Origin of the sequence: Gracilibacillus boraciitolerans JCM 21714, assembly GCF_000521485.1 — a bacterium.
GTDB lineage: Bacteria > Bacillota > Bacilli > Bacillales > Amphibacillaceae > Gracilibacillus > Gracilibacillus boraciitolerans.
Genome location: NZ_BAVS01000057.1, coordinates 1 through 8,534 on the forward strand (window position 1 = coordinate 1; position 8,534 = coordinate 8,534).

The following is an 8,534-nucleotide window of genomic DNA, read 5'->3' on the forward strand; positions in this document are numbered from 1 at the left end:
ATCTCTGTTCAAATAAGATGAAATAAGCAATGATATCCATGTGCTAGCTGTCACTAACGTTGTAGAACCCTATTAAAGCGAAGTAAATGGACGGAGCTTTTGCTTACATTCATCATACTTTCAAAATTGTCACTAGGTCGCAGTTTGGGTCTAATGTGCATTATTTTTATATAGAGTAGGTTGTTTGCTTATGATAGATCCCCCCCTTTTGGACCGAAGAATTCATAATAAATATCGTCTTCTGCTACGTTCCATTCCTTTAATGCATTGTTCATTGCTCTCATAAATGGTTCGGGGGGGCCACAGAAATAGAAAGACGCATTCTTTGTTGGCAACACGGATTGTAACCAAGGCAAGTCCACAAACCCAACTTTATCACAGTTATGTTGATCTTCACTCTTTTCATAAACAACAAATGTATGCACATTATCATTTTTATCGGACACTTGTTTTACCGCTTCTCTTAAACCGTGAACTTTTTCATTTTGTGCTGCATGAATGTAATAAACCTCTCGGGTCGGCTGCTGATCCACTACGGTTTCTAACATACTTGTTAATGGTGTTAATCCAACTCCACCACTCATTAAGACCAATGGTTTCTTCTCATTATTTAGAACAAAATCCCCCCCGCTGGTGCACTTAATGCAATCGTGTTTCCTTCTTGAACAGAATCATGCAGGTAAGTGGACACCACTCCATCAGGATTATTGATTAGTCCTTCTTCCTTCTTTACACTAATTTTGAAAAATTCACCATTTGGTTTAGAGGATAAGCTATATTGACGTTGGCAGGTATAAGAAACTCCTGGAATATTCACTTTTATTGTTACATATTGGCCGGCATCATAAGCAGGGATTGGGCCATTATCAGTTGGTTTTAAATAAAAGGAGGTGATCACGTCACTTTCTTTCACCTTTTGAAAGACATTAAAATCACGATAACCCGTCCATCCACCTGGTTTCATATCTGTCTCCTGATACATGTCTTTCTCCACTTCAATAAAGATATCAGCAATCACGTTATATGCCTTTGCCCATGCGGCAATGATTTCCTCTGTAGCAGCTTCTTTTAAAACATCTTGCATTGCCTTTAATAGGTTTTCTCCAATAATCGGATAGTGCTCTGGTCTAATATTAAGACTTCTATGTTTATGGGCAATTTGATGGACTACCGGTAAAATATTTTCTAGCTGATCTATATTTGCCGCTGCTGCGTAGATTGCATTTGCTAATGCCTGGGATTGTTTTCCTTTCTTTTGATTGGTTTGATTAAAGATATTTTTTAATTCTGGATTATTGATAAATAGTAACTGATAAAATCTGGAAGTAATTGCTTGACCATGCTCGGCGAGAACAGGTACTGTCACTTTTACTGTTTCAATTGTCTGCTTATCAAGTACAGTTGTTGTCTCCATAAAAAACACTCCTATTAAAATGTATTTTAAATACATGTTTAATTGTACAGAAAGTTTAGATAATATATCAATAGCTTATCAGCGAAATGTATGACAATTTTGTTAATAACATAATAGCGAATCCAGTTACTTTCCGTTAGAATGGATTAAGGAAGGGGAATGACAATGCGTTTGAAAAAATATACCGATTTTTCGCTGCGAGTGCTACTATATACTGCAGCTAATGAGCAAAAAGTAAGTATCAAGGATATATCCGATACTTTTTATATATCAACGGAGCATATACGTAAAGTCGTGCATCAATTAAGTGTCAACGACTATATTAAAACAACAAGAGGACGAAATGGCGGAATTGTTTTAGCAAGAGATCCTCGAGAGATTAATATTGGCGCCGTCATTCGCTTAATGGAGAATGATTTTTATTTGGTGGAGTGCTTTGACGGAGAGCATAATCAATGTGTCATTACTCCCGCCTGTAAATTACGTTCAGTAGTAGGGGGGGAAGCAATGAAAGCTTTTTTCAATGTACTAAATCAATATACATTAGCGGATTTAATGGAAAATAAAGATGAATTAAAAGAATTGATGCAATGGAATAACGAAAAAAACTAGCTTCTTGTTCCATACTTTTAAAATAGCACCAAAAAAGAAGGTGAAAGACTCACCTTCTTTTTTAATCGTAAACCGATCCTCTAATAGTAACCAATTTTGAGGAAATGCCAACCCAAGCTTCCAATAGCTAATACCTCTTAAGTTTTTTTCTTTAATCAGTCAAATTTTGCCTGGATGGATCTAGCATCTTCAAACCATACTTCATGACGATTTCCTTCTTTATCTACATAGAAAAAATAGGGGGGCTTTCGCCTTTTCGTTCAAACAGGATTGCTTGATTATTTTCGCGTGCAAGTTGAATTCCTTGCTGTGGACTAATCGCTTTGGCAAATTCCCCACCGGGTTCATAAGGTAATGTCCAATCATAACCATATAAATTTTGCCCTAATAAAATTTTCTCGGGTGGCATCTCTGTTAACGCATAGTTCACCACGTCCCGCACAGGACCTATCGGAGAAACAGCCATTGGAGGACCGCCGCTATATCCCCATTCGTATGTCATCAGCACAACAAAATCAACAATCTCACCATGTGCTTTATAATCGTGTGCTTCATACCAGTCGCCTTGTTGATCTGCATTAGTTTTCGGGGGGGCCAGTGCCGTAGATACTAGTAATCCTTCCTGATGAAGACGATCGGTAGCTTTTATTAGAAAGGAACGATAATCTTCGCGATTTTCAGGTGGCAAAAATTCAAAGTCGAAATGAACATCTCCAAATCCTTTTTCTTTTGCTGTTTGAATAATTTGGTTTAGTAAATTATTTTGTGCTTCTTCATTAGTAATGATCACTTGCCCTAAATCAGCGTTAAAAGAACCCTCCTCAAGATTGGTGACTACCAGCATTAAAGTGGCGTTATTTTCATTTGCAATTGCTGCAAATTGATTTAATGGAGGGGGGGCAATTAAATTCCCTTTACGGTCAATTTGGTAAGAAAATGGGGGGGCAAGATATGTTAAATTACTTATATGCTTTCTTGCTGCGCTCTCCAGTGTATCGGAGACTTGTCCTCCGATTGGTTCAATGTAGGCGTTCGTTTCTATCACAGGCTCTTTAGATTCAGGAATATATAACGTCATACCTACGGAGAGGGACTGATAGATATTTATTTGATTTACATTTGCTAATTCCGCTGCAGATATACCAAATCTTTGCCCAATTGTATATAAACTATCACCTGGTTGCACCGTATAAAACTGACCATATATCGGAATAACCAGTGCCTGACCTACTACTAAAGGTAGTTGTGGATTTACCTCATTCGCATTAGCAACCTTTTCAACCGAAGTCCCATATTGGTTGGCAATAGAATAGAAGCTGTCTCCTTGTTTAACAATATAAATTTGCACAGATGGTTCCCCCCCTTTCCTTATCAAAAGATCGTCTCTGTCTACCTTATGATAAGAAATGAAAAATAGAACGATCTAAAATATTTCTTATTTCCAGAGCTACCACCTGTATTAATAACTTAAATAGCCTCTGTATCTGCCTTAAATACTTCTGACATTAATTTTAGTGCCTCTTTGTTATGTCTATCTGTGTTCGAAGCGATACAATTCTCGGGGGGGACATGAATGGTGTAGCCTCGCATATGAGCGTCATTGGCAGTGAATAGAACACAAATATTCCCAGCAATCCCTGTAAGAATAAGATGTTCGATTTCCAGATGTTCTAACAAAGAACGTAAAGGAGTACGAAAAAATCCCGACATTTGAGGTTTCATAATAAAATAGTCTTCTTTTTCTGGTATACCTTGTGCAATGACTTCTTCATTTTTTTCGGAGGAACAGGTCTGAGCAATTTGTTTATAATTGGTATCCCATGTATCGTAATGATCATTAATATATATAATTGGAAATTGATGTTCTTTGGCATATTTTTTAAGCTTTACTACGTTAGATAAGATCTCTTTTGTATTATGTAGAAGAAGATCGCCTTCATAAAAGTTAAAATTATTAATCATATCGATGACTAAAACGGCTGTTTTTTTCATCATCTTTACCTCCTATTCTTCTCTGTTGACAAGATACCCTATATTATCTGAAATCATGCATTAATTACTTGAACTTTCTTAACTTTTTCTTCACTATATAATTAAACGATACATGAAGAGTGGGATGAATTTGACGGATCAGGAATATATGCTAATCGCTTTACAAGAAGCAAAAAGGGCAGAAGTATTGGGTGAGGTTCCCATTGGGGGGGCTGTTATTGTTTATCAGGATGAAATAATAGCTTCAGCGTTTAATTTAAGAGAAAAATTACAAACTACCAGCTCCCATGCGGAAATGTTAGCAATAGCTAAAGCAAATGATATATTAGGCAGCTGGCGTTTGGAGAATTGTACATTGTATGTGACACTTGAACCTTGTCCAATGTGTGCTGGGGCTATTATCCAATCGAGGATCTCACGTGTTGTATTTGGAGCAAAGGATGAGAAGGCAGGATGTGCGGGGACTTTGTATAATTTACTAGAGGATAACCGATTTAATCATCAGGTTGAGGTAACTCCTGGGGTATTGGAACAGGAAGCAAGCCAATTGTTAACAGTCTTTTTTAAACAACTGCGATTGAAAAAGAAACAAGAAAAACTGGAAAAAAATATTAAAGAATAATAATTGCATTTTTTTATAAAGGAGGTTATACTAAGAAATGCGCTTTTGAATTAGCGCAACTGAATAGGTTAGTAAATTTGCCGTGCTAGGTGGGGAGGTAGCGGTGCCCTGTACTCGCAATCCGCTATAGCGAGACTGAATGCCTTGCTGAGGTGTCGTTACTTTAAGGTCTGCCTTAAGGGAGTAGTGTTGACACCCGGGTCCCACGCAACAGAAATTCGTGAACCATGTCAGGTCCGGAAGGAAGCAGCATTAAGCGAAACTTTTTGTGTGCCGTGGGGGGGAAGCCTGGGTCGAGCTATCAACTTAAGTAACGCTTAGGGTAGCGCCATCGAAGCTTGGCGCACGGCACATACATATAACGATCCAACCTCTTGTAATTGATTGCAAGAGGTTTTTTCTTATAAGTATTTTAAAAGGAGATCTCCAAAGGGGGGGGAGTTCGAGCTCTTTGCATCCAAGTGAAGTCAGAACTCCATTTATATATACTGATATTTAAGATTGTGGCTCGTTTTTTAATAATTACTTTGCTACAATAAAGTGAGACCTCCATCAGCGGAGTTCTTATGGACAGTTCGTATCGTAATGAAATTAGATGTGACGTGATATACTATTAATAAAAGCAAAGGGGGATCGGTTATGGGTTATCAAGCATTATATCGTGTCTGGCGTCCGAAGAATTTTGAAGATGTAGTTGGACAAGTACATATTACGCGTACATTGCAAAATGCAATTATGCAGGACAAGTTTACCCATGCATACCTTTTTTCAGGTCCCCCCCGAGGCACAGGTAAAACTAGTGCTGCCAAAATATTTGCAAAAGCAGTAAACTGTCAAAATGGTCCTGCACTTGAACCTTGTAATGAGTGCGATGCCTGTCTTGGCATTCAGGATGGCTCTATTTCGGACGTGGTTGAAATTGATGCAGCCTCAAATAATGGAGTGGATGATGTCAGGGAAATTCGGGATAAAGTTAAATATGCTCCAAGTTCCGTTACCTATAAAGTCTATATTGTTGATGAAGTGCACATGTTATCCACAGGTGCTTTCAATGCTTTATTAAAAACATTAGAGGAACCACCTAAGCATGTCATCTTTATATTGGCAACGACAGAACCACATAAGCTGCCATTAACGATTATTTCAAGATGCCAGCGCTTTGATTTTAAACGAATTGCACAATCATCGATGGTAGCCCGAATGCAACGTATTATGGAGGCAGAAGGAATTAATGTTACTACGGAAGCCCTGGAGGCTATTGCACTTTCTGCTGAAGGCGGCATGCGAGATGCTTTAAGTTTACTGGATCAGGCGATTTCCTATAGTGAAGATCAAGTGCAAATTGATGATGTATTAGCGATTACAGGCTCTGTCTCACAATCAAAATTAGCTAATGTCGTAACCGAAATGTATGGAAATGAAGTGAAGGCAGCATTACTAGAGGTTGATCAGATGATTCAAGAAGGAAAAGATCCTGGCAGATTTGTATTTGATGTCATCTATTATTTGCGTGATTTATTGTTATATCAATCGGCACCATCTTTAGAAAACATCCTGGAACGTGCTATTGTGGATGAAACGTTTATAGAAATGGCGAAACAGTTAGATGCTGAGTGGATTCAGATGGCAATTAGAGAACTTAATCAATGTCAGCAGGAAATAAAATGGACCAACAGCCTAAGGTGTTTATAGAAGTAGCGATATTAAAGATTTGCGATAAAGGATATAAGCCGAAACAGAGTGATGTACCGATTCCGGCAATTGAGCAATTAAATGATAGAATTAACCAGTTAGAACAACAACTGAAACAGATTAGTAGTCAAACTAGCGAAACAAATCAACCAGCACAAATGACAAATGCACCGAAAAGAAATGCATCAGCAAATCGAAATAGTTTTAAGGTTCCCATTGATCGCATACGAAATGTCTTAAATGATGCATCTAACCAGCTATCCAGAAAATTCGATCACAATGGCCAGCATTTATGGATGCGTTAAAAAAGCAAAGTGCACCAGCGCATGCTACGATTCAAAATAGTAAGCCAAGTGCAGCGTCTGACGAAGTTGTTATTATTTCATTCCGTTATGAAATTCACTGTTCACTTGCATTAGAGCATAAACAAACGATAGAATTAATATTATCTGAGACTTTTGGTCAGAATCTATCCTTTATTCCAATTCCAGAAGCAGAATGGAGTAATTTGCGTGAAGAATATGTTCAAAGGCAGAAACAACAGGAAGGTTCAGACACCTCTACTTCTTCTGCTTCAAATAAAGAAGAGGACCCAATGGTGGAAGCTGCCAGAAAATTAGTTGGCGATGATTTATTAGAAATACATGATTAAATATAATTCTTAGGAGGGATTTCCATGCGTGGTGGAGGAAATATGAATAAAATGATGAAACAAATGCAAAAAATGCAAAAGGACATGATGAAAGCTCAAGATGAATTACAAGAAATGACGTTTGAAGCAACTGCTGGTGGTGGAATGGTAAAAGTAGTGGCAAATGGTAAAAAGGAAATTACAGATATTGAAATAAAAGAAGAAGTAGTTGATCCGGATGATATTGAAATGCTTCAGGATTTAATTTTGGCTGCAACGAACGAAGTATTAAAAGAGGTAGAAGAAAAAACGAATGATACTATGGGTAAATTTACAAAAGGTTTAAACTTACCTGGAGGTATGTTCTAGGAGGCAGCACATATGTATTATCCAGAACCGATATCAAAGCTTATGGACAGCTTTACAAAATTGCCAGGAATCGGGCCTAAAACTGCCGTGCGCCTGGCCTTTTTTGTCTTGAATATGAAGGAAGATGACGTGTTGGATTTTGCAAAAGCTCTTGCAAATGCAAAACGTGAGCTAACACATTGTAGTGTGTGTGGTCATATCACAGATCAGGACCCTTGTGTTATATGCCAAGACGAAACACGAGATCAATCGTTAATTTGTGTTGTTCAAGATCCAAAAGATGTGATTGCAATGGAAAAAATGAGAGAGTTTAATGGAAAATACCATGTCTTACACGGCGCTATTTCCCCAATGGATGGGATTGGACCAGAAGATATTAATGTACCTTCTTTAATCAACAGGTTAAAGGATGAGGAAATATCGGAATTAATTTTGGCTACAAATCCTAATATTGAAGGGAGGCGACCGCGATGTATATATCCCGACTTGTAAAACCTTCTGGAATAAAGACAACAAGAATTGCTCACGGTCTACCAATGGGCGGAGATTTAGAATATGCTGATGAGGTTACACTTTCCAAGGCTCTTGAAGGTAGACGAGAAGTATAATAGTAGGTGACAGAAATGGTTCGTTCCAAAAAGGTAAAAAAGGAAATAGTGGATGAGAAATTATTAGATACTATCTTCCTATTGAAAAGAGAATGGGCATATTTAGATAGTATTATGGCTAGAAGTATTGATCCTACAGAATATGGCCGATTTGATGTTGCTGTAGCAAAGGCAAAGTATTTCTACTGCTTAAGAGAAGCAAAAGAAAGAAACTTATCAGCTATAAAGTAGTCTACTTTCCTCCTCTAATTCATATAAATAGAGTACGATCTTACATGGAAAAGGGGGGGACAAGTATTATGGAATGGTGGATTATTTCAGGGATTGTACTGTTGATTGTCATACTATTAATAAAGGGATTTCCGGTCAATATTGTTAAAAGTAGTAGTCGCGTTGTAATGAAAGTTACAATAGGTGTTCTAGTTTTATTTTTCTTTAATTTATTCGGCGCATCCTTTGGCTTACACATACCCATCAATTTCTTTACAGCAATCATGGTAGGTTTATTAGGACTTCCAGGGATTGCCTGTTTAACAGCGTTGCATGTTTTTGTTTTTTAAATAACAAGAAAACACATGTTAAAGTATAATAACG

6 protein-coding genes, 1 other RNA gene and 4 pseudogenes are annotated in these 8,534 nt (G+C 37.6%); 8 read left to right on the forward strand and 3 right to left on the reverse strand.

The genetic code is table 11. The annotated features are described in order from the left end of the window. Nucleotides 1-188 precede the first annotated feature (188 nt). A pseudogene (gene hmpA, locus JCM21714_RS17200) lies at nucleotides 189-1,414 on the reverse strand (NO-inducible flavohemoprotein). 165 nt (nucleotides 1,415-1,579) lie between these two features. Here hmpA and JCM21714_RS17205 point away from each other — a divergent pair. Continuing rightward, on the forward strand, nucleotides 1,580-2,026 hold the full coding sequence (locus JCM21714_RS17205) for an RrF2 family transcriptional regulator (protein ID WP_035726274.1): 447 nt from the start codon (nucleotides 1,580-1,582) through the stop codon (nucleotides 2,024-2,026). 54 nt (nucleotides 2,027-2,080) lie between these two features. Here JCM21714_RS17205 and JCM21714_RS17210 read toward each other — a convergent pair. Then, nucleotides 2,081-3,362 (reverse strand): annotated as a pseudogene (locus tag JCM21714_RS17210) (glycoside hydrolase family 18 protein); the annotation flags it as partial. A 131-nt stretch (nucleotides 3,363-3,493) separates the two neighbouring features. Continuing rightward, entirely contained in the window at nucleotides 3,494-4,018 is a 525-nt protein-coding gene (locus tag JCM21714_RS17215; RefSeq protein ID WP_035726277.1) for a cysteine hydrolase family protein, read from the reverse strand. A gap of 124 nt (nucleotides 4,019-4,142) precedes the next feature. On the opposite strand from JCM21714_RS17215, the gene tadA reads away from it, so the two are divergent. From tadA to JCM21714_RS17245, 7 genes and pseudogenes are all read left to right on the forward strand, one after another. Then, nucleotides 4,143-4,640, forward strand: coding sequence for a tRNA adenosine(34) deaminase TadA (tadA, locus tag JCM21714_RS17220; protein WP_035726282.1), 498 nt, complete (start codon nucleotides 4,143-4,145; stop codon nucleotides 4,638-4,640). Between the two features lie 80 nt (nucleotides 4,641-4,720). Then, an RNA gene (ffs, locus tag JCM21714_RS19650) (signal recognition particle sRNA large type) lies at nucleotides 4,721-4,989 on the forward strand. A gap of 290 nt (nucleotides 4,990-5,279) precedes the next feature. Beyond that, nucleotides 5,280-6,984, forward strand: a pseudogene (gene dnaX / locus JCM21714_RS17225) (DNA polymerase III subunit gamma/tau). Between the two features lie 24 nt (nucleotides 6,985-7,008). Continuing rightward, nucleotides 7,009-7,332 (forward strand): YbaB/EbfC family nucleoid-associated protein, encoded by a 324-nt coding sequence (locus tag JCM21714_RS17230; protein WP_035726285.1) that lies wholly within the window; start codon nucleotides 7,009-7,011, stop codon nucleotides 7,330-7,332. Between the two features lie 12 nt (nucleotides 7,333-7,344). After that, nucleotides 7,345-7,940 (forward strand): annotated as a pseudogene (gene recR / locus JCM21714_RS17235) (recombination mediator RecR). Nucleotides 7,941-7,955: 15 nt separating this feature from the next. Continuing rightward, nucleotides 7,956-8,171 carry a YaaL family protein gene (locus tag JCM21714_RS17240; RefSeq protein ID WP_035726291.1) on the forward strand — a complete coding sequence of 72 codons (216 nt, stop codon included), beginning with the start codon at nucleotides 7,956-7,958 and terminating at the stop codon, nucleotides 8,169-8,171. Nucleotides 8,172-8,239: 68 nt separating this feature from the next. Further along, a complete protein-coding gene (locus tag JCM21714_RS17245; protein ID WP_035726288.1) occupies nucleotides 8,240-8,500 on the forward strand; it encodes a pro-sigmaK processing inhibitor BofA family protein in 261 nt (86 codons plus the stop codon). Nucleotides 8,501-8,534 lie beyond the last annotated feature (34 nt).

What these genes read in the sequence shown, in the direction of transcription:
- JCM21714_RS17245 (WP_035726288.1), top strand. Translation starts at nt 8,240, where the DNA reads ATGGAATGGTGGATTATTTCAGGGATTGTACTGTTGATTGTCATACTA.
- tadA (WP_035726282.1), top strand. Translation starts at nt 4,143, where the DNA reads ATGAATTTGACGGATCAGGAATATATGCTAATCGCTTTACAAGAAGCA.
- JCM21714_RS17205 (WP_035726274.1), top strand. Translation starts at nt 1,580, where the DNA reads ATGCGTTTGAAAAAATATACCGATTTTTCGCTGCGAGTGCTACTATAT.
- JCM21714_RS17215 (WP_035726277.1), bottom strand. Translation starts at nt 4,018, where the DNA reads ATGAAAAAAACAGCCGTTTTAGTCATCGATATGATTAATAATTTTAAC.
- JCM21714_RS17240 (WP_035726291.1), top strand. Translation starts at nt 7,956, where the DNA reads ATGGTTCGTTCCAAAAAGGTAAAAAAGGAAATAGTGGATGAGAAATTA.
- JCM21714_RS17230 (WP_035726285.1), top strand. Translation starts at nt 7,009, where the DNA reads ATGCGTGGTGGAGGAAATATGAATAAAATGATGAAACAAATGCAAAAA.